Source organism: Pseudosulfitobacter pseudonitzschiae (assembly GCF_900129395.1).
Taxonomy (GTDB): Bacteria; Pseudomonadota; Alphaproteobacteria; order Rhodobacterales; family Rhodobacteraceae; genus Pseudosulfitobacter; species Pseudosulfitobacter pseudonitzschiae.
In genome coordinates this window covers 57,936-77,568 of record NZ_FQVP01000012.1, presented here as the reverse complement: position 1 = coordinate 77,568, position 19,633 = coordinate 57,936, and the positions used below count along the sequence as shown (strand labels likewise).

Sequence of the window (19,633 nt, the reverse complement as noted above, 5' to 3'; positions counted from 1 at the left end):
TAATAGCACGACCGCGGGTCTCCGGCCGAGTTCTGAGCGCAGCTGCACAGCAATTGTGCGCCGGGTCACTCTTCAGGTGCAAGATTCTTCATCATTCAGACGGGCTTCGAGCACATGGCGCTGAACCTTGCCACTGGTCGATCTCGGGAAATCATCGAACGAAATAAACCGAATTTCGCGGGGCCGCTTGTATCCGGCCAGATACTCCCGGCAAAGCTGCATCAGTTCTTGCGCCTGTGGACCTCCATCGACGCAGGCGACGAAGGCCACCGGGCTTTCGCCCCATTTCGCGTCGAAGGCGCGCACCACTGCAGCGTCGACCACACGCGGATGCGCAAGAAGCACCCGCTCGATTTCCGCTGGATACACGTTTTCGCCGCCCGTCTTTATCAGGTATTTCGCCCGGTCCACGAAGTCGATGGTGCCATCGGGATTGCGTCGGAACAGATCGCCCATGTGAAAGAACCCGTTGCGAAAGTCGCGGGCGTTGGTGTCGTCGGCGTTCCAGTATCCCGAAAACAGGGTCGGACCCCGCACCGCCATTTCGCCAGGCATTCCAACCGGCACCTCGTCGCCGTTGGGATCGACCAACCGAACCTCGCAGAAGGCGCTGACGCGCTTGGACAATGTCTGTGGCACGACACCGGGGGCGATCAGGTCGGCGGTTCCCGGCGGCAGCCCGGTCTCGGTGGCCCCGAAGGAATTCAGATAGGGCGTGGCCAGAAGGCCTGTCAGCTCCGCAATCTGATGCGGTGGCACCAGATCGGCCATCGCGCCGCAAACTTTGATCCCTTTTACGGGCAGCGGATTGGCGCGTCGTTCCGCAATGAAGGCCTCCAGCGTGCCCGGCATCATCACGAACCAACCGATTTTGTGGCGTGACAGCGCCGCGTTGATGACCGCGGACTGCAACCCGTCCACCATGACCACGGTACCGCCGCGCAAAAGCGTCGCAAGGGCATGATCGGTGGAGGCCATGTGAAACATCGGTGCCCAGGCGATGAATCCGTCGCCGGGATCAAGCGCCAGTTGCGCGGCAAAGACCATGGACCGCGCGATGTGCGCGCGATGGCTGATGAGCGCCCCTTTGGGCAATCCGGTGGTTCCCGAAGTGTAAAGGATCGTCAGCCCCGCCTCCGGATCGTCCACCAGGGTGCCGACGCGCGCGTCTGGCCGTGCCCCGGCCAGGGCTGATTCCAGCTCGGGCCCGATTTCCAAACAGGGGGTTGAGGCAATATCCTGATATGCCGCCTTGAGGCCGGGTTCGACAAGCGCCAGAACCGGTTCGACCAGTTCGACGCAATGCCGCAATTCGTCCGGCGCAAGCCGCCAGTTCAGGCAGGCAACGATCGCGCCGATCCCCGCCGCAGCCAGTTGCAGCTCCAGGTACTCTGCCCGGTTGTGCGACAGAATCGCAATCCTGTCCCCCGGTGCTATGCCCCTGGCCAGAAACACGGACGCCAGCCGGTCAACCCGGTCGTGCAATTCGGCATAGGTCAACCGGTTGCTGCCGTCCTCCACGGCCAGAGCCTCCGCGCAGTTGCGCACACGGGTTCGAAAGATTGAGTACAGATCGGCGCGGCCGGCGCGCATCACTTCGGGCAGCATTGTCTTCTCCCTCGCTCTTGAGCCTCAGAGACTTTGCGCCAAACGCACCCCTTCATCAATAGCGCGCAGAGCGTCGAGTTCTGCCGCCTCCTTTGCACCACCAATCATCGTGACGGTGACACCCTGTGCAATGAGCTCCTCAGCCAAAGCCCGTTCCGGTTCCTGACCGGTGCACAGCACGATGGTATCGGCGGCTATGATCTTTGGCTCGCCGTCCATGACAATATGCAGCCCCGCGTCGTCGATGCGGTCGTAGACCACGCCGCCCAGAGCCTCGACCCCATGCTTGCGCAGCGCATTGCGCAGGATCCAACCGGTCGAGACGCCAAGACCCGCGCCCGCTTTCGAGGTTTTACGCTGTAGCATGACGACCTTGCGGCGTGATGGTTTCGGGGCCAACGGATCGCCCGCCAACGCCCCCGACGTGGTGAAATGCGGGTCCACGCCCCAGGTTTCGCAGAACGCGTCGGTGTTGTGGGTTTCGGCCGGTTCGGTCACGAGGAACTCGGCAACGTCATGCCCGATGCCCCCTGCCCCCATCACCACGACGGTGTCACCGGCCGCGCGGTTGCCCGACAGGATCTCGGCATAGGTCGCGACACTGGGATGGTCGATGCCCGGCAGATCGGGAATCCGCGGCGTGACCCCGGTCGAGATGACCACATGGTCAAAGTCAGTGAGATCATCCGACCCGGCGCGCTGTCCGAGGCGCAGCTTGACGCCGTGTTTTTGCAACTGGCCCCCATAGTACCGCAAGGTCTCGTTGAACTCGTCTTTGCCCGGTGCCGCTTGCGCCAGATTTAACTGACCCCCCAGTTTGTCTTGCGCTTCGAACAGGGTAACGTCATGGCCCAGCATTGCTGCCTCAGAAGCTGTGGCCATGCCCGCGGCGCCACCGCCGACAACGGCCACTTTTTTGGGTGATTCGGTCGGACTGTCCCGAAATTCGGTTTCGCGTCCGGCCCGTGGGTTGACGAGACAGCCGACCGGTCGATCCGAAAAGATGAAATCCAGACAGGCCTGATTGCAGGCAATACAGGTATTGATCTCGTCCGCGCGGCCCTCGCGCGTCTTTTTGACGAAATGCGGATCGGCCAGAAAGGGCCGTGCCATCGAGATCATGTCCGCCTCGCCGGAAGCAAGTATGTCCTCTGCGATCTCGGGCGTGTTGATTCGGTTTGAGGCGACCACCGGAATAGAAACCGCAGCTTTCACGTTGGCCGCCGCCTGACGCCAGGCGCCGCGCGGCACCTGATAGGCGATCGTCGGCACGCGGGCCTCGTGCCAGCCGATGCCGGTGTTCAGAATATCGGCACCCGCTGCCTCGATCTTGCGCGCCAGGTCTGCGATTTCCTCGGCGGGCGCGCCGCCCTCGACCAGATCGGCGGCGGAAATCCGATAGATGACAAGAAAGTCCGACCCGCAGCGTTCGCGCACCGCGCGCACGATCTCAACCGAAAAACGGTGGCGGTTCTCGGCGCTGCCACCCCATTCGTCTTCACGCTTGTTGGTATGGGTGACTGTGAATTCATTGATAAGGTATCCTTCGGAGCCCATGATCTCGACGCCATCGAACCCCGCTGCCTGCGCGTTTTCGGCGGCTTTCGCAAAATCCTCGATAGTGCGGCGGATATCGGCATCGGTCATCTCGCGCGGAACAAAGCGGTTGATCGGGGCGCGGATCGGGCTTGGGGCGACGCAGCCCTCGATTTTTGCATAGCGCCCGGCGTGCAGAAGCTGCGCGCAAATCAGACTGCCTTCGGCCTGGACCGCCTCGCAGATCGGACGCAGGCTGCGCGCGTCCTCCGGGTCGTCAATACGTGGCCCTTCGGGATCGAACATGCCCTCGGCATTGGGCGCAAATCCGCCCGTAACCAGAATCGCCGCCTCTCCCCGCGCCCTTTCGGCGTAAAAGGCAATCTGCCGCGCAATACTGTCGGGCTCGGTTTCCAGCCGGGTATGCATCGAGCCCATGATGACACGATTTCGCAACATGTGTTGCCCTGCGCGTATCGGCGAAAGCATGGTTCCGAAGCTTTTCTTTTGCATGTCTGTCATTGTGAGGATCCTCCTAAAACTCCGCTTGATCTGTATTCTAACATTTGTTAGATTTTAGGGAAGAACATATTTCGGTCATGGGGAGGATCGCGGGTGCAATTCCAGCCAACAGAAGATCAAAAGGCCTTTCGCGAAACGGCAAAGAGGTTTGCCACCGAGAAGCTGGCGTCGAGTTATCAAGAGCGCGCAAGCGGCCACACCTTCGACCGGGCGCTGATCAAACAGATGGGTGCGCTGGGGTTGATCGGTGCCGATCTGCCCGAGGAGTTTGGCGGGCTTGGCGAAAGCTCGGTCACGTCCGGCCTGATCGTCGAAGAAATCGCCTATGCCGATTTCAACGCCAGCTATGTGCAGCTTCTGGGCTCTCTCATGGGCGGCATGGTGGCGCAGCACGCTTCGAAAGAGATTGCGTCGGAATGGGTGCCCAAGGTTGTGTCCGGCGAAGCGGTCATCGGGCTGGGTCTGACCGAACCACGCGGCGGGTCGGACGCGGCGAACCTGATTCTGAAGGCCGAGAAATCCGGCAACGGCTGGCGTCTGAACGGCGAAAAGACATCTATGAGCTTTGCCAGTCAAGCCGATGCCGCGGTGGTTTTTGCCCGCACCGGCGATCCGGACGCAGGCGCGCGTGGGGTCAGCGCCTTTTTCGTTGATCTGAACCAGGAGGGTATCAAGCGCACCCATTTCGACGACATCGGCACAAAACCTGTCGGGCGCGGATCGGTGTTTTTCGACGACGTTTTTGTACCGGCGGAAAACATGATGGCTGAACAAGACCGCGCCTTTGGTACCATCATGGCCGGGTTCGACTATTCCCGCGCGCTGATCGGGTTGGAATGTCTGGGTGCCGCCCAGGCGTCGGTTGACGAAACCTGGGCGTATGTCCAGGAGCGCGAAGCCTTCGGCGCGCCCCTTGTGCAGTATCAGGGTGTCAGCTTTCCGCTGGCCGAGGCAGAAACCCAGCTGACCATGATGCGCCAGCTTTGCTATTATACGCTGGACCTGCGCGACCGTGGTCTGCCCCACACATCGCAAGCGGCGATGTGCAAGTGGTACCTGCCCAAGACAGCCTGCGAGATCCTGCACCAGTGTCTGATCCTGCACGGGCACTATGGCTACACAACCGACCTGCCGCACCATCAACGCTACAACGACGTTCTCGGCCTGCAGATCGGTGACGGCACCGCGCAGATCCAGAAGCTGGTGATCGCCCGCGAAAAAGTCGGGCGGATGGCGCTGCAATACGACAAGAGGGCGAAGGGAGGTTCGAAATGAGCGATCCCGTCATCGCCAGTATCGAGGGTGCGACCGGCATCATTGATCTGGCCCGCCCCGAGAAGTTCAATTGCCTGTCACTGGACGTGCATGAGCGCATCGCTGCCGCGCGTGCGGAATTCGAGGCGAACCCGGACATTCGGGCGATCCTCATTCGCGCGCAGGGCAAGCACTTTTGCACCGGTGCCGACCTGAATGAAGTGAAAGGTAAATTGAATGATCCCGCCGCGCTGGACCACTTCATCGCCTTCGGCATGAAGAACCTGCGCGCGCTCGAAACGTCCTCCCTCCCTGTCGTGGTGGCGGTGCAGGGGCTGTGTCTGGCCGGCGGGATCGAACTGATGTTGGCCTGTGACGTGTGCTTTGCGGGCGAAAGCGCGCAATTCGGCGATCAGCACGCGCAATTCGGCCTGATCCCGGGTTGGGGCGGGTCGCAGCGGCTGACGCGGCTGATGGGCCAACGCCGGGCACTCGATCTGATGTTTTCGGCCCGGTGGCTAAAGGCGGGCGAAGCCAGGGAGGCCGGTCTGGTCAACTATGTCGTGCCGGATGCGGAATTGCACGAGGCCGCGCTGGAATATTGCCAGACGATCGCGGGCCGCTCGCGCAACGGTATCGCCGAGATGAAGCGCCTGGCACGCGAAGGTGCAGACCTTGGCATCGACCAGCAAATGCGGCTTGAGCGTGACGCCGCCGTGCGCGCCCTGCCCAGTGATGATGTCGCAGAGGGGCTCGACGCCTTCGAGAACCGCCGCAAACCCGCTTTCAAGAGTTGAGTAGACACCATGGATTTTACCCTGAACGACGAACAACGCCAGATTTACGAATACGGCGGTCAGCTGGCGCAGAAATACGACAATGCCTATTGGCTGGATCACGCCCGCAAGCATGAATTCCCTCACGACATGTTCAAACAGATTGCCGATGACGGTTTTCTGGGGATCATGGTGCCCGAGGAATACGGCGGCGCAGGTCTGGGCATGACTGAAATGGCCCTGTTCATGGAAGGCACCGCCAACCACGGCATACCGCTGCTGATGATGGTGGTCGGTCCGACCATGTCGCTGGCGCATATCGCCAGCCACGGGTCCGAATTCCACAAGAAAGAGCTTCTTCCGGCAGCATGTCGCGGCGACATCCAGTTTTGTTTCGCGATCACCGAACCGGGCGCCGGATCCAACACGATGAAGGCCACCACGCTGGCCAAGCGCCGGGGCAACCGGTTCAGCCTGTCGGGCGAAAAGACCTTTATCACCGGCGCCGAGGTATCCGATTATTGCCTGGTGGTGGCGCGGACAAAGCCGCATGATGAAGTGAGCCGCAAGACCGATGGCTTTACACTCTTTGCCGTGGACCTGAAGAAAAAAGGCGTCGAAAAGCAGCGGGTGAAGATTTCGATCCCCCTGCCCGAGGAACAATGGACCCTGTTCTTCGACGAGGTCGATCTGGGCCCCGAAGATGTGGTGGGCGAGGTGGACGAGGGATTCTCGATCCTGTTCGACAGCCTCAACCCCGAACGGATTATCCTTGCCGCGTTGTGCTGCGGCATCGGACGGTTCGCGCTGAACAAGGGTGTGGCCTATGCATCCGAGCGCAGTGTTTTCGGCCAGCCCATCGGCGCGCACCAAGGTGTACAGCACCCGATGGCCAAGGCGCACACTGCGGTCGAGATGGCCAGCCTGATGACCCGTCGTGCAGCGTGGGAATTCGACAACAAGCTGCCTGCCGGAGCGTCTTCGAACATGGCAAAATACGCCGCCGCCGAAGCGGGGATCGAAGCCGTGGATGCCGCGCTTCAGGCCCATGGCGGATCGGGCTTTACCGAAGATACGGGGCTTTACGAAATGTATCCGCTGGTCCGCCTGCTGCGCACGGCACCGGTGAACCGCGAACTTTGCCTCAGCTATATTGGCGAAAAGGTCATGGGGCTGCCGCGATCCTATTGATCGCGCGGCCGGGAAGGGAGGACGACATGCAATTTGGAATGCGCTTCCGGCGGCAGGACGCCGCCGACAAGGTGAACGACCGCTTCTGGCACGAGATCGAGGGTAAGCCGCTTGATGAGGTGCGCCGTATTCAGGAAGAACGGCTGCGCGATCAGATGGCCTATCTCAAGGCGAATTCTACCTTCTATCAGGAGAAGTTCGCCGAGGCGGGCGTGGATTTCGATGACATCCGCACCATCGAGGACCTGCAGAAACTCCCCTTCACCTACAAGACCGAAATCCGAGAAAGCCTGGCCGCCGAACCGCCCTTTGGCAAGCACCGTGCTGCGCCGATGTCGGACATTATCCAGATGCAGGCGTCGTCCGGGACCACCGGCAACCCGTCCTATGTGGCGCTGACCGAAGCGGATACCGAGATGTGGCACGAGATGACGGCGCGCTGTTTCTTCGCCAACGGCGTGCGTCCCGGTGACATGGTACTGCACGCGTTTTCGCTGGCCAAAGGCTTTGTCGGGGGCATTCCCGTGATGCAGGGCCTGCAGTACATGGGCACAATCGACGTACCGGTCGGGGCCGACGGCGGTGCGGAACGGCTGTTGCGCGCCTGTGCCGATACACGCCCGCGCTGCATTGTCGGGGCCCCGAATTTCGTTCTGCACCTGGCGGAAAAAGCGCCGGAAGTGCTGGGCTGCAAGGCCAGCGAACTGGGCGTCGAGCAGATCGTCGTCGGCGGCGAACCCGGCGGCGGTATTCCAGCCATCCGTGCCAAGATCGAAGCGGCCTGGGGCGCGAAATGCACCGAGATGCTGGGCGGCACCGATCTGGGCGTGACTTACTGGGCCGAATGCGATGCCCAATCGGGGATGCATATGGTCAATATGGATTATATCATCACCGAACTGCTCGACCCCGAAAGCGGCGAAATCATTCCTTGGAAAAAAGGCGCCGAGGGCGAAATGATCTATACTGCAATCGGTCGTCAGGCGAGTCCGGTCGTGCGCTTTCGGTCAGGTGACTATATCGAGGTCATCGACACCGAATGCACCTGCGGCCGCACCGGTCCGAAAATCCGTTGCACCGGACGGACCGATGACATGCTGATCGTGCGGGGGGCCAACGTGTTCCCGTCGGCCATCAACAGCGTGATCACCGAAATGGTGCCCGAAACCAACGGAGTCATGCGCATCGTGGCCGATTTCGAAGGCCACACCACGCAGGGCGCGCTGACGGTGATCGTGGAACGCGGCACTGACCGCAATACGGCAGATGATGCTGGCCTCAAGAAAAAGATTGAACAGCGCCTGCGTGACGCCCTTGTCTTCAAGGCTGACGTTCATCTCGTGGCCGCCGACACCTTTGAAAAACCCGGCGCCGCCAAGGTCGCCTTTGTTCTGAGAGAATACCCTGACTTGCCATGACGAAAATGAAATCCCTCCTCGACACCGGATCTGATGATTTCCGCAAGAACAACGCGCAGTATCGCGAAAAAATCGACGAACTGCATGCGCTTCGGCTCACGCAGCGGGTTGGTGGACCTGAGAAGGTGCGGAATCGACACATCGAAAAAGGCAAAATTCTGCCGCGCGAGCGCATTGAACGCCTGGTCGATCCGGGTACGCCGTTTCTTGAACTCGGCGAACTGGCCGGACTGAACATGCACAAGGGCGTGCCGCCGGGTGCCGGCATCATTACCGGGATCGGTGTGATCGAAGGCCGCCAATGTATGATCATCGCCAATGACGCCACTGTTAAGGGCGGCACCTATTTCGGGATCACCTGTCGCAAACATGTGCGCGCGCAGAAAATTGCCTGGAAAAACCGCCTGCCCGTCATCACGCTGGTCGATTCCGGTGGCGCGTTTCTGCCCGATCAGGCGAATCTGTTCCCCGACGAAGGCCAGTTCGGTTCGATCTTCCATCAGCAGGTCGGCATGTCGGGCGATGGTGTGCCGCAGATCGCCGTGGTCATGGGGCCCTGCACGGCGGGCGGCGCCTACATCCCCGCGCTCTGTGACGAAGTGGTGATCGTGCGCGGTCAGGGCTTTATGTATCTGGGCGGGCCGGAACTAACCTTTGCCGCAACCGGTGAAAAGGTCGAAGCCGAAGAACTGGGAGGCGGCAAGATGCACTCCTCCGTCTCCGGCGTAACCGACCATTTGGCCGAGGATGACGCGCATGCGTTGGCGATCACCCGCGATATCGTCAGCCACTTGGGCGAAAAGCCCCTGCCCCGCAAAACACCCACCGAACCGCGTGCGCCTGCTTACCCGACCGAGGAAATCTACGGCATCATCAGCCGCGATCCCAAGGTGCCGACCGATAACCGCGAAATCATCGCGCGTCTGGTGGATGACAGCGATTTCCACGAGTTCAAGCCATTGTACGGTGACACGATCATGACCGGCTGGGGCCGCATCCACGGCCACGAAGTTGGCATTATCGCCAACACCGGCGTGCTGTTCGTCGAGGCTGCGCTGAAGGCCACCCATTTCATCAACCTCTGCGTCCAGCGCGATATTCCGCTTCTGTTTCTGGCGGATGTGAACGGCTTTATGGTGGGCCGCGAGGTCGAGCAGATGGGCATCGCCAAGGCCGGTGCAAAGATGATCACCGCGATGTCCTCGGCACGGGTGCCTAAATTCACCATCATCACCGGCGGATCCTATGGGGCCGGGTATCTGGCAATGTTGGGCCGCCCGTTCCAACCCGATGCAATGTTTGCCTGGCCAACCGGTCGATCGGCGATCATGGGTCCGGAACAGGCCGCCAGCGTGCTGGCACAGGTCCGCGCCCAAATCAACGAACGCGAAGGCGAAAGCTGGACGCCGGAAGAGGAGGAAGCCTTCAAGGCGCCCATCCGCAAGGAATACGAGGATTTCCAAGGTGCTTACAATTTTGCCTCGAACCTGTGGATCGACAGTGTGATCGAGCCTTGTGAAACCCGCGATGTCATGGCGCTGATGCTGGATGTGACGTCGCGCAGACCCAAGGTCGAAACCAATTTCGGCGTGTTCAGGATGTGAGGCCCGAGAAATGAAAATCAAAACACTTCTCATCGCCAATCGCGGCGAAATTGCCTGCCGGATCGCGCGCACCGCGCGGGCCAGCGGTATCACCCCTGTCGGCGTGCACTCGCAAGCTGACGCCGACGCCCTTCATGTCCGCGAAATCGGACACTCCGTCTGTATCGGCGGCGGCCCGGCATCCGAAAGCTATCTGAAGATCGACGCGGTGATCGACGCCGCGAAATCGGTCGGCGCGGATGCGATCCACCCCGGGTATGGCTTTCTCGCAGAGAACTCCGAATTCGCCCGTGCGGTAGAAGCCGCCGGAATGATCTTTATGGGGCCGACACCCGACACGCTTGACCGTTTCGGCGACAAGGCCAGCGCCAAAAAAGCCGCCGTTGCGGCCAGCGTCCCGGTCATTTCAGGTGCCGAAGGCGCGCGGTCCGATCCACACGAAATTGCCACCGAGGTGCGTGCGATGGGCCTGCCTGTTCTGCTCAAGGCTGTCGGCGGCGGTGGCGGGCGCGGCCAACGGCTGGTGACCGACGAGACCACACTTGAGGAAGACATCGAAGGCGCGCTGCGTGAGGCAAGGTCCACCTTCGGCTCCGAAGGGCTGTTGCTCGAGCGGTTCCTGCCAGAGGCCCGCCATGTCGAGGTGCAGATCGCGGGCGACGGCAAGGGCCATGTGGTGCATCTGTTCGAACGCGACTGCACGCTACAGCGCCGTCATCAGAAAGTTATCGAAGAAGCTCCGGCATGGGGGCTCCCCCGCACGCTGCTGGACCAAATCGCGCAGGACGCGGTGCGCCTGGGTGAAACGCTTGATTATCGCGGTCTGGGCACGGTCGAATTTCTGGTCGCAGGGGAGGAGTATTACTTCCTTGAGGTAAACCCCCGTATTCAGGTGGAGCACCCTGTCACCGAGGCAATAACCGGGCTTGATCTGGTCGCGCTTCATCTGCGCATCGCCGAAGGCGCGGGCCTTGGCCTGGTTCAGGACGATCTGGCAATCAACGGCCATGCGGTCGAGGCACGGCTTTACGCCGAAGACCCGGCAATGCAGTTCGCCCCCTCGACAGGCACGCTGACGACACTCAGCCTGCCGGATGGTCTGCGCATCGACAGCGGTGTCGAAGAAGGCGACGCGGTAACGCCGTTCTACGATCCGATGATCGCCAAGCTGATCGTTCACGCACCTGACCGGGAAACCGCCCTGGCCCGGCTGGCGACGGCGCTTGATCATGTCGCGGTCGAAGGTGTGCAAACCAACCGGGCTTTCCTGACGGCGTTGGCGCGCAACCCTGAATTTGAACAGATGCAGGTGCATACCCGCTGGATCGACGGCAAACTCGACGCGCTGACACAATCAGGTCCCCTTGCCCGCCCCGAATTATGGAAGGCCGCCGCGGCCATTCTTTTCGTGGCGGCATCGCGCAGCGACGCAAGCGCCAATCCATGGACCAACCGCGACACCTTTACCGGTTGGCGGCTTGGCCTGGGTGGCGGTCCGATCGAGGTGGTACAGCGTGTCACGCTGACCGATTCCGCCGACACCTCCGAGGAATTGCGTGTCGGACCCGTCAAAGCACGCGGAAGGTACACCGTCCTGACGGAAAACGGAATTGCGGCGACACTGTCGATGCGTGAAGTCGCGCCGGGCCGTTGGCGCGTGAGCGAGGGTGACACGGTCTACCTCATCGACGCACGGATTCACGCAGGCGTAATCGAGATGGCCACACCCGAGGGCCGGCTCGTCTACCGCCCGGCCGCGCCTTTGGACTTTGCTGGAGGCGATGCGGCGGCGGATCGGGCCGTGGCCTCACCGCTTACCGGCATGATCGTCGAAATCAAGGTGGCCGATGGTCAACCCGTGGCCGAAGGCGACGTGATCGCGGTCATGGAATCCATGAAACTTGAAATATCGATCCGCGCTGCCGCAGCAGGGATCGCCAGCAACATATCCGTCTCGAATGGGGACATGGTCGATCGCGGCCAGGTCATCGCCGAGATACTGCCATCCGAGGAGTGATAAGATGAGCGACTTTCCCAAATTCGTCGAGTTCAGAGAAGAAGGCCCGCGCGAGGGCTTTCAGATCGAAAAGAAGATTTACCCGATCGAAAAGCGGATCGAACTGATCGACATGCTCAGCGAAACCGGTTTGAAACGCATTCAGGTCGGCAGCTTCGTCAGCCCGAAATACGTGCCGCAAATGGCCGATACCGGCGAGCTGTTCCAGCGTATCAAGCGCAAGCCGGGAGTGAACTACACGTCGCTTTGGCTGAACGACAAGGGGTTTCGCAAGGCACTGACCGCGCATGAGGTCGATATCGACCCGCGCCTGTTATTCTATCCATCCGAGGCGTTTGCGCAATCGAACAACAATTGTTCTTCCGCCGAAATGCGCGAGAAGCAACGTGACTGGGTCCGGCTTTACAAGGAAGAAGGCTATACCGTCGACGCCGCCTACGTGATGACGGCCTTCGGCTGCAACTTCGAAGGCCCGATTTCGCAAGAGCGCATTCTCGACGATTTCCGCTTTATCCTCGCGCTTTGCGAGGAGGAACAGATCCCTGTGCCAATACTTGTCGTCGCGGATACAATGGGGTGGGGAAACCCCGAAGCAGTGAAGCGGATGATCGGTGCCCTGCGCGAACTGGCCCCGGACGCCCGGATCGGCATGCACATCCACGACACGCGTGGGCTTGGTATCGCCAATCTCCACGCCGCCCTTTCGATGGGCGTGGACATGTTCGAAAGCTCGGTCGCCGGTCTTGGGGGCTGTCCTTTCGCGGGTCACGGCCATGCGCGCGCTGCTGGCAATGTCTGCACCGAGGACGCGGTTTTCCTGTGCCATGAGCTGGGCATCGAAACCGGCATCGACCTGGACAAGCTGATCGCGGCCGCGCTCAAGGCGGAAGAGATCATCGAAGCGCCGCTCATGGGCCGCGTCATGCATACCGGCGGTCTCGACAAATACCGCAAGACAAGCTGAGGGAGGACGAAGATGTCAAAGGCACTTGATGGAAAGGTTGTTCTGGTCACCGGAGCGGGTGGCGGGATCGGTCGAGATATTGCGCTGATGGCTGCGGCCGAAGGCGCCGCCGTGGTGGTTAACGATCTGGGCGCGTCGCTGAAAGGCACCGGCCAGACGGAAACTGCGGCGCAAAAGGTGGTTGAGGAAATCAAGGCAGCGGGCGGCGACGCGATTGCCGACGCCGGCAGCGTCACCGAACCGGACGCCGCGCGCGCGATGATCGAGGCTGGCGTCAAGGAATTCGGCCGCATAGACGCCGTGGTGAACAACGCCGGCATCCTGCGCGACTGCTTCTTCCACAAGATGACCTACGAGGATTTCGACGCGGTGGTGAAGGTCCATCTTTACGGTGCCTTCAACACCAGCCGCGCCGCCGCCGACTATTTCCGCGAACAGGAAAGCGGGGCATTGGTGCATATGACTTCGACCTCGGGGCTGATCGGCAACTTCGCCCAGGCGAACTATTCCGCCGCCAAGCTGGGCATCGCCGCCTTTTCGAAATCGGTGGCGCTGGACCTCAAGCGCTGGAACGTGCGGTCGAACTGCATCGCGCCCTTCGCCTGGAGTCGGATGATCTCGTCGATCAAGACCGACACGGAGGAACAGAAGGCGCGCGTCGCCAAGATCAAGGAGATGACACCGGCGAAGGTTGCGCCAATGGCCTGTTTCCTGATGAGCGACCGTGCGGCAGATGTGTCGGGGCAGATCTTCGCGGTGCGCAAGAACGAGATATTCCTGTTCAACCAGCCTCGCCCCCTGCGCTCCGTCCATTCCGGTGAAGGCTGGACCGCAGATGAAATCGCCGAGCGCGCTATTCCCGCGCTCAAGTCGCAATTCACACCGCTGGAAGTATCAGCGGATGTCTTTCCGTGGGATCCGGTCTGATGGCTAAACGCAAAGAGAAAATTACCTCCGACATCGGCTGGAGCACCCCCGACCAAATCAGTGTGCGGGGGCTCGACCTGCCGAATGAGATTTTGGGCCACATGAATCTCGGCGATCTCGCCTTTCTGCAACTGACGGGCCGCAAGGCCACGCCCGAAGAAAGCCGCGTTTTCAACGCCATCGTGATTACCCTGGTCGAACATGGCATCACGCCGTCGGCCCTGGCCGCACGCATGACCTATATGGGTGCGCCGGAGTCGCTTCAGGCGGCTGTCGCGGCTGGGCTGTGCGGGTTGGGCACCGTGTTTGTCGGCTCGATGGAGGGCGCATCGAAGATGCTTTACGAGGCGCTGCCCGAGGACAAGCTTGGCACCGGCGCCGATCTGGACGCCATCGCGCTGGAGACCGTCGAGAAATTCCGCGCCCAAAAGGCCATCGTGCCGGGCTTGGGCCATCCTGTGCACAAGCCGGTCGATCCGCGTGCTCCGCGCCTGTTCGAAATTGCGGCGCAGAACGGCAAATCCGGTGAATACATTGAGTTGATACAGAAGATACAGGCCGTTGCCGAAGAGAAGTCCGGCAAGATGCTGCCGATCAATGCCACCGGTGCAATCGGTGCGATCTGCTGCGAATTCGGCTTTCCCTGGAAGATCGTGCGCGGTTTCGGTGTCATGGCACGCGCCATCGGGCTGGTCGGTCATATCCTTGAAGAAAGCGAGAACCCGATTTCCTATGAGCTGTGGCAGCGCGCCGAAGAGGAAATCCTCGAAACTTCCGGCCCCGGAGCATCCTGAGCCATGCAAACATCGGCCCCTGAAACCCATAATGATCTGCGCGACGCGTTGCGTGCGCTCTGCGCGCAGTTCCCGCCCGAATACCATCGCAACTTCGGCGAGGATAACACCTACCCCGAGGAGTTTGTCGATGCCCTTACCCGTGAAGGTTGGTTGGCGGCAATGATCCCCGAGGAGTACGGCGGATCGGGTCTCGGCCTGACCGAAGCCTCGATCATCATGGAAGAGGTGAACCGTTGTGGCGGCAACGCGGGTCACTGTCATGGGCAAATGTACAACATGGGCACGCTTTTGCGGCACGGTTCAGACGCGCAAAAGCAGCAATACCTGCCCGGTATCGCCAGCGGCGAGCTGCGCCTGCAATCCATGGCCGTGACCGAACCGACCACCGGAACCGACACCACCAAGCTCAAGACTACAGCTGTCAAAAAAGGCGACCGCTATGTGATCAACGGTCAGAAGGTCTGGATCAGCCGTATCCAGCATTCTGACCTGATGATCCTGTTGGCGCGGACCACCCCGTTGAAGGACGTCCAGAAGAAATCACAGGGCCTGTCGATCTTCATGGTCGATCTGAAAGAGGCCATCGGCAATGGTATGGAGGTCCGTCCCATTGCCAATATGCCGGGACACGAGACCAACGAAGTGTTCTTCGACAACCTCGAAATTCCCGCCGAGAACCTGATCGGCACCGAAGGGCGCGGCTTCTACCATATCCTGGACGGGTTGAACGCGGAGCGGACCCTGATCGCGGCGGAGTGTATCGGCGACGGCTACTGGTTTGTGGACAAGGCCCGCGCCTATGCCGGCGAGCGCATCGTGTTCGACCGCCCCATCGGACAAAATCAGGGTGTGCAGTTTCCCATCGCCAAGGCCTATGTGAACGTCGAGGCGGCCAACCTGATGCGCTTTGAGGCTTGTCGGCGTTTTGATGCGGGGCAGGAATGCGGAGCGCAGGCAAACATGGCCAAGCTGCTGGCCGCCGATGCCAGCTGGGAGGCGGGCAACGCCTGTATCCAGACCCACGGAGGCTTCGGCTTCGCGCGGGAATACGATGTCGAGCGCAAGTTTCGGGAGGCCCGGTTGTATCAGGTGGCCCCGATCTCGACCAACCTTATCCTGTCCTATGTCGGCGAGCATATTCTCGGTATGCCGCGGTCTTTCTGAGGAACGCCTGATGCAGATCGATCTTGAATCGCTCAAGCCCTGGCTGGGACGGACCGAAACCAAAGAGGACATCCTGACGCCGAGCCTGATAGACAGGTTCCGCGCCACGTTCGACGCGCATCTTTGGGCCGGTGCGGGCGACGTCCCGCTGGGAATTCACTGGTGTCTGACCCTCGATTCTGCACCGGGAGGCTCTCTCTCGGACGATGGGCATTCTCCACAAGGCAGGTTCCTGCCCCCTGTTCCGTTGCCCTCGCGGATGTGGGCCGGGAGCGATGTCACGCATATCGCGCCGCTCACTGTCGGGCAAACGGTCACGCGCCGTTCGACCATCGGGGACATAACCGCCAAACAAGGGCGCAGCGGAACCTTGGTTTTTGTAGCCGTCAATCACGAGTATTCGAATGGCGAAAAGGTCTGCATTCAGGAAAAGCAGACTATTGTCTATAAAGACATCAGCCGATCGCAATCCGAAAAGCACACGTTCGTAGCCCCGGACCCGACGACGCTCAGATCGCGCCTCACCCCGGATTCGGTGCTGTTGTTTCGCTATTCGGCGCTGACGTTCAATGGCCACCGTATCCATTATGACCAGCCCTATACGACCGAAGTCGAAGCCTATCGCGGACTTGTCGTGCATGGCCCCCTGCAGGCAACGCTGCTCCTGAACCTTGCAGCGGATGCCTTGAACAAGGCTCCTCAAGGATTTTTATTCCGAGGCCTCGCTCCGCTCACCCTGCCCTGTGAAATACAGCTAAATTGCCGACCCGATGGCACCACAGGTACGGTCTGGTGTCAGGACGAAACCGGCGTGCGTTGTTCTTCCGCCGATTACTCCGCGACCTGATTATTTATGCGAAGTTATCAGAGTCAGTTGTTGATTTATTTTTCTAACATGTGTTAGTTTTAGATAACCGCTCGGTGGAAAAGCCGGGCAAACTTCCGGCAAAGATTCCGGGAAAAGCGCGGGGAGGAGCGTTGATGCGAGGAGACCTCGACGTCAATCGGGTGGCAGTTCATGCCTTGTCGATTGACCGCACAACATGCTGTCGCAGGCAGATGTGGATCACGGTGTGACCACATCTTCGGAATTGGCGCCTTTGGCGGTTCGCGGCGCGACACTGAAATTCGGCGGTGTGACCGCGCTGGACGACGTAAGCATCACTGTGAATGACGACGAGTTGCTTGCAATCATCGGTCCGAACGGTGCCGGCAAAACGTCGCTTCTAAATGTCACGGCAGGGTTTTACCGCCCACAGAAGGGACACGTCGAACTCTCCGGCAAAAACGTGACGGGCCTGCGCGTGGATCAGATCGCCCGGCGCGGTCTGGCGCGTACCTTTCAGGGCACCCATCTTTTCGCCGGCCAGACCGTGGTCGAAAACATCATGATCGGTCGGCACATGCTGATGAAATCGAATGTGATCCAGGCGTTTTTCCAGTTTGGTCCCGTGATGCGCGAGGAATCGGAGCATCGAGAAGCGGCCGAGGAGATCATTGATTTTCTGGAGATCGAGGCGATCCGAAACAGGCCCGTGGGCACATTGGGTTACGGGCTGCGCAAGCGGGTCGATCTGGGGCGTGCGCTGGCGCAGGAACCATCAATCCTGCTGATGGACGAACCGATGGCGGGCATGAACTCGGAAGAGAAAGAAGACCTGGCGCGCTTCATTCTCGATGTGCGCGAGGCGCGCAAGATACCGGTGGTTCTGGTCGAACATGACATGGGCGTGGTGATGGATCTTGCCGACCGGATCGTGGTGCTGGATTTCGGACGGGTGATTGCCGAAGGCACGCCCGAGGAGATTCAGAAAAACCCGGCTGTGATCAAGGCATATCTGGGGTAGCGGAATGGTCAAGCAACGAACAGCAATGGTTTATTCCGACCCGGCAGTGACGCAAAGTGAAACCCTGCCCCAGGTCCTGCTGGCCCGCGCGCTTTCCGAGCCCGGCGGGCTTGCCGAACGGCACAAGCGTCTGGGTATCTGGCGCGAATTCACGTGGGCAAATGTGCTGGAAAGGGTCCGTGCGTTGGCGCTCGGGCTGGAGAGCAAAGGCCTGAAAGCCGGCGATTCCGTCATGTTGATCGGGGAAAATGAGCCCGAGCATTTCTGGGCGGAATACGCGGTACAGTCGCTGGGCGGGAAAGTCCTGTCTGTCTATCCCGACCAGACCGCCGAGGAGATCCTCTATCTCGCTCAGGATTCGCAGACCCGTATTTTTCTGGCGCAAGATCAGGAACAGGTCGATAAATGTCTCGAGGTCGCGGATGAGTATGACGGTGCCATTGCGATCGTGTACTGGGACGGGTCGGGCCTGTGGGGCTACGACCATCCGCTGCTGGATTCCTTCGAAAGCGTAAGCGACGCCGGGCGGCAGATCCACGACAGCGACCCAACCCGCTTTGAAGAGCACGTCAAGCGCGGAAAAGCAGAAGATACCGCGCTACTGTCCTATACGTCTGGGACGACGGGCAAGCCGAAGGGTGTCGTCATCAGTTATCGCTATCTGTTCGATAACTGCTCTCGGGTGATGGGTGCGATCGACATCGCGCCGGGGACGGAATACCTGACATACATTTCTCCCGCCTGGGTGACGGAACAGATCTTTGGCCTGTCGATCGGACTGATCGCGCCCATGGTGGTGAACTTTCCCGAAGGCCCGGAGGACGTGCTGACAAATATCCGCGAACTGGCGGTCGACGCGCTCGTGTTCAGCCCGCGCCAGTGGGAGAACCTTGCCTCCATCGTTCAGGCCCGGATGCTGGGGGCCGGTAAGGTCCGCAACGCGATGTACGATTGGGGCATGAAGGTCGGTCGCGCGGTTCACGTCGAACGGTTGGAAGGGCGCACCCCAAGTCTTGCCGCGCGGTTGCAACTGCCTCTCGCCGAGGCGCTGGTCCTGCACCACCTGCGCGACAATCTCGGTCTCGGCAAAGCCCGGAATGCGCTGAGCGGTGGTGCCCTGATGGCACCGGACGTCTTTCGCATGTTCCACGCCATGGGCGTGAAGCTGCGCAATGTCTACGGGGCGACAGAAATCGGGTTGCTGACCGCGCATGTGGGCGACAGCTATCAGCTGGAGACGAGCGGCAGCTGGATGCCGAGCAATACCGCCTATGGCGAACCGCTGGAATACCGGGTTTCCCCCGAGGGCGAGCTTCAGGTTCGCGGCGGATCGGGTTTCGGAGGCTATCACGGCAAACCTGACAAGTCAGCCGAGGCGCTGACCGATGACGGCTGGTATGAAACTGGCGACGCCGTGTCGATGACAAACGACGGCGAGCTGTTGTTCTTTGACCGTGTCAAGGACATGCGCCGGCTGGCAAACGGGCACAGTTATCCGCCGCAATTCATCGAGACACGGTTGCGCTACAGCCCTTTCATCAAGGATCTGATGACCCTGGGCGACGAGACCCGAGATTTCGTGAGCGCGCTGATAAATATCGACATGGAAGTTCTCGGGCGTTGGGCAGAAGAGAACAAGATCAGCTTTTCGACCTATACCGACCTGTCGCAGAAGCCGGAGATTCTGGATCTTATCAAAGGCGAAGTGGCACGGATCAACACCCTTCTTCCGGAAGGTTCACGCGTTGCCCGGTTCGCTAATTTCCCAAAGGAACTCGACCCGGACGAAGGCGAGCTGACCCGCAGCCGGAAACTCCGTCGGGCGTTTCTCGAAGAGCGGTATGAGAAGCTTGTTCAGGCGATCTATGACGGCAAGGCGGAGACCGACCTTGAAATCGCCGTGACCTATCAGGACGGTCGGCAAGGCGTGCTGAAGGCCACGGTTCGGGTATCGGATGTGGAAAATGCATCAAAGGCTGCCGGTCGGCAGTCGCAAACCTAAGGGAGG

15 protein-coding genes are annotated in these 19,633 nt (G+C 60.6%); 13 read left to right on the top strand and 2 right to left on the bottom strand.

Going from position 1 to position 19,633, the window contains the following annotated elements; all coding sequences use genetic code 11:
* Positions 1-72: 72 nt before the first annotated feature.
* Both BUC08_RS22025 and BUC08_RS22020 read right to left on the bottom strand, forming a co-directional pair.
* Complete coding sequence (locus BUC08_RS22025) at positions 73-1,608, bottom strand: class I adenylate-forming enzyme family protein (RefSeq protein WP_037929804.1); 1,536 nt, start codon at positions 1,606-1,608, stop codon at positions 73-75.
* Positions 1,609-1,632: 24 nt separating this feature from the next.
* The gene (locus BUC08_RS22020; protein ID WP_081855451.1) at positions 1,633-3,666 is read right to left on the bottom strand and encodes an oxidoreductase; all 2,034 of its coding nucleotides are present in this window, start codon (positions 3,664-3,666) and stop codon (positions 1,633-1,635) included.
* Between the two features lie 93 nt (positions 3,667-3,759).
* Between BUC08_RS22020 and BUC08_RS22015 the strand changes: the two genes are divergently transcribed.
* From BUC08_RS22015 to BUC08_RS21955, 13 genes are all read left to right on the top strand, one after another.
* Positions 3,760-4,941 carry an acyl-CoA dehydrogenase family protein gene (locus BUC08_RS22015; protein WP_037929806.1) on the top strand — a complete coding sequence of 394 codons (1,182 nt, stop codon included), beginning with the start codon at positions 3,760-3,762 and terminating at the stop codon, positions 4,939-4,941.
* Positions 4,938-5,717: an enoyl-CoA hydratase/isomerase family protein gene (locus tag BUC08_RS22010; RefSeq protein WP_037929808.1), complete on the top strand. Its 780-nt coding sequence runs from the start codon at positions 4,938-4,940 to the stop codon at positions 5,715-5,717. The genes BUC08_RS22015 and BUC08_RS22010 overlap by 4 nt, the downstream gene beginning before the upstream one ends.
* Positions 5,718-5,726: 9 nt before the next feature.
* The gene (locus BUC08_RS22005; protein WP_037929810.1) at positions 5,727-6,887 is read left to right on the top strand and encodes an acyl-CoA dehydrogenase family protein; all 1,161 of its coding nucleotides are present in this window, start codon (positions 5,727-5,729) and stop codon (positions 6,885-6,887) included.
* 26 nt (positions 6,888-6,913) lie between these two features.
* On the top strand, positions 6,914-8,305 hold the full coding sequence (locus BUC08_RS22000) for a phenylacetate--CoA ligase family protein (protein ID WP_037929812.1): 1,392 nt from the start codon (positions 6,914-6,916) through the stop codon (positions 8,303-8,305).
* Positions 8,302-9,909 carry an acyl-CoA carboxylase subunit beta gene (locus BUC08_RS21995; RefSeq protein ID WP_037929814.1) on the top strand — a complete coding sequence of 536 codons (1,608 nt, stop codon included), beginning with the start codon at positions 8,302-8,304 and terminating at the stop codon, positions 9,907-9,909. The genes BUC08_RS22000 and BUC08_RS21995 overlap by 4 nt, the downstream gene beginning before the upstream one ends.
* A gap of 10 nt (positions 9,910-9,919) precedes the next feature.
* Positions 9,920-11,926, top strand: a complete 2,007-nt coding sequence (locus BUC08_RS21990) for an acetyl/propionyl/methylcrotonyl-CoA carboxylase subunit alpha (RefSeq protein ID WP_037929816.1) — start codon at positions 9,920-9,922, stop codon at positions 11,924-11,926.
* A 4-nt stretch (positions 11,927-11,930) separates the two neighbouring features.
* Positions 11,931-12,890, top strand: coding sequence for a hydroxymethylglutaryl-CoA lyase (locus tag BUC08_RS21985; protein WP_037929818.1), 960 nt, complete (start codon positions 11,931-11,933; stop codon positions 12,888-12,890).
* 12 nt (positions 12,891-12,902) lie between these two features.
* Positions 12,903-13,817 (top strand): SDR family NAD(P)-dependent oxidoreductase, encoded by a 915-nt coding sequence (locus tag BUC08_RS21980; RefSeq protein WP_037929821.1) that lies wholly within the window; start codon positions 12,903-12,905, stop codon positions 13,815-13,817.
* The gene (locus tag BUC08_RS21975; protein WP_037929991.1) at positions 13,817-14,611 is read left to right on the top strand and encodes a citryl-CoA lyase; all 795 of its coding nucleotides are present in this window, start codon (positions 13,817-13,819) and stop codon (positions 14,609-14,611) included. Before BUC08_RS21980 ends, BUC08_RS21975 begins: the two co-directional genes overlap by 1 nt.
* Before the next feature lie 3 nt (positions 14,612-14,614).
* A complete protein-coding gene (locus BUC08_RS21970; RefSeq protein ID WP_037929824.1) occupies positions 14,615-15,778 on the top strand; it encodes an acyl-CoA dehydrogenase family protein in 1,164 nt (387 codons plus the stop codon).
* 10 nt (positions 15,779-15,788) lie between these two features.
* Positions 15,789-16,625: an HTD2 family dehydratase gene (locus BUC08_RS21965; protein ID WP_037929827.1), complete on the top strand. Its 837-nt coding sequence runs from the start codon at positions 15,789-15,791 to the stop codon at positions 16,623-16,625.
* Between the two features lie 196 nt (positions 16,626-16,821).
* Positions 16,822-17,625 (top strand): ABC transporter ATP-binding protein, encoded by an 804-nt coding sequence (locus tag BUC08_RS21960; protein ID WP_051694609.1) that lies wholly within the window; start codon positions 16,822-16,824, stop codon positions 17,623-17,625.
* A gap of 25 nt (positions 17,626-17,650) precedes the next feature.
* Positions 17,651-19,627 (top strand): AMP-binding protein, encoded by a 1,977-nt coding sequence (locus BUC08_RS21955; protein WP_037929830.1) that lies wholly within the window; start codon positions 17,651-17,653, stop codon positions 19,625-19,627.
* Positions 19,628-19,633 lie beyond the last annotated feature (6 nt).